This is a genomic window from Salipiger sp. HF18 (genome assembly GCF_011806505.1).
Classification (GTDB): domain Bacteria; phylum Pseudomonadota; class Alphaproteobacteria; order Rhodobacterales; family Rhodobacteraceae; genus Salipiger; species Salipiger thiooxidans.
Genome location: NZ_JAATOS010000740.1, coordinates 1 through 1,453, shown reverse-complemented (window position 1 = coordinate 1,453; position 1,453 = coordinate 1). Strand labels below are relative to the sequence as shown.

At 66.8% G+C, this 1,453-nt stretch carries 1 protein-coding gene and 1 pseudogene; one reads left to right on the top strand and one right to left on the bottom strand.

Annotated elements, in window-relative coordinates:
- A pseudogene (locus HC022_RS26460) lies at window positions 1-241 on the top strand (DNA alkylation response protein); the annotation flags it as partial.
- A 641-nt stretch (window positions 242-882) separates the two neighbouring features.
- On the opposite strand, the gene HC022_RS26455 reads toward HC022_RS26460, so the two are convergent.
- The coding region (locus HC022_RS26455) for a YihY/virulence factor BrkB family protein (protein ID WP_167454371.1) at window positions 883-1,453 on the bottom strand (571 nt) is incomplete at its 5' end.

The window sequence follows — 1,453 nt, the reverse complement described above, 5'->3', positions numbered from 1 at the left end:
CTCGGCGCTGAGCGCGCATCAGACCCGCTGGCCGGGCCTGCCCGACGTGGCTGAGGCCCGCGCCTTCGTCGAGCGCACGGCGCTTCTGCTGGCCGCAGCCGCGCTTCTGCGCACGGTACCCGCGGAAATCGCCGAGGCCTTCATCGACACCCGCCTCCTGAGCCCCCGCGGCCGCACGCCCGGCGCGATCCCGGCGATGGATGCAGGCGCGGTGATCGACCGGCTCGGGCCGGGGGGATGACGGGTCGGATGACCTGCGATCCGTGCCCGTTGCGCGCCCGACACCCCGGTTCCGAGCGGCTGCCACGCACCCTGTGGAAACGTCGGAACGACCCTGTCCGGGGTCACTTTTTGGGGAAATTCGCAGTTTGGGTTGGCATCCTGCGCGCCGATAGACGCGAATTTCCCAAACACTTGAGAGGTTTCGGCGCGACCTTGAACGACCCGCCGGCCGGGCGGCCGGCTGCCATATCCGCGTGGTCTGTCCTGGCTCAGACATGGCCTCTGCCCGGTCCTGCACCCCCAGAATCATCCGCGCCGATGCCGCCCGCCAGATGATGCGCGATTGCGGCATCTCCCGGGGCGCCGTTGTCCGGTTGAGCGTGTTCGGCGCCGAAAACGGCCTGATGCTCGAGGCCATGGCAGAGCTCTGCGCGGCGCCGTGCAACTCGATGGGTCCGAGGGCGCGGCGGAGCTCGACCGGCTGCACGGGCTGGGGGTGCGCCGGGTAAGGAGAAAAATGCAAAGCACCTCGGCCGATGACATCGCCGCCGCCACCGCGCGGCTCTCTGGCCCTCGATGTCGAAGCTTGGTGTCGATCTGCAGTGGTCACGGGCCGCAGGATCGGGCCGCTCCTGCCAACGCATCAAGACTGATCGGCTCCTAGTCTGGTCCGCGCATCGCTCGCGACAAACGGCGGATACGTATCGCACGGTTCAGCTCTCCGCCAAAGATGAGAACCAGGGCAGCCAGGTACATGAAATAAAGCGCCGCAATGATGCCAGCGAGGCCTCCGTAGTAGCTGGCGTAGGCGGCAAAGTGTCCGAGGTAGAACGAGAAGGCGGCGGTCAGCGCGATCCACGAGACGACCGTGAAGAGGACCCCGGGATAGATCGAGGAAAAGCGCGTGCGGCGCGCCGGCAGCAGGACATGGGCCAGAAACAGGGATGCGATGAGGATGAGTGCAGCCGACGGATAGCGCACGAGGCTGACCGTCACGGAGGCCGGATCGAAGTCGGGGAACAGGATGTGCAGCCACGAGCCGGCCCGCGGGGCGAGGACAAGCAGATAGCCTACCAGCACCAGGACCAGGCTGGCGATCACGACCATCAGGGCCATCAAGGGGTAGAGGACGTACCACGGGCGGGTCTCGCGAATACCGTAGGCGCGATTGAGGCCCACGCGGATTCCATTCCCACCGCTTAGTGCGAACCACATGCTCCGGATAACACCC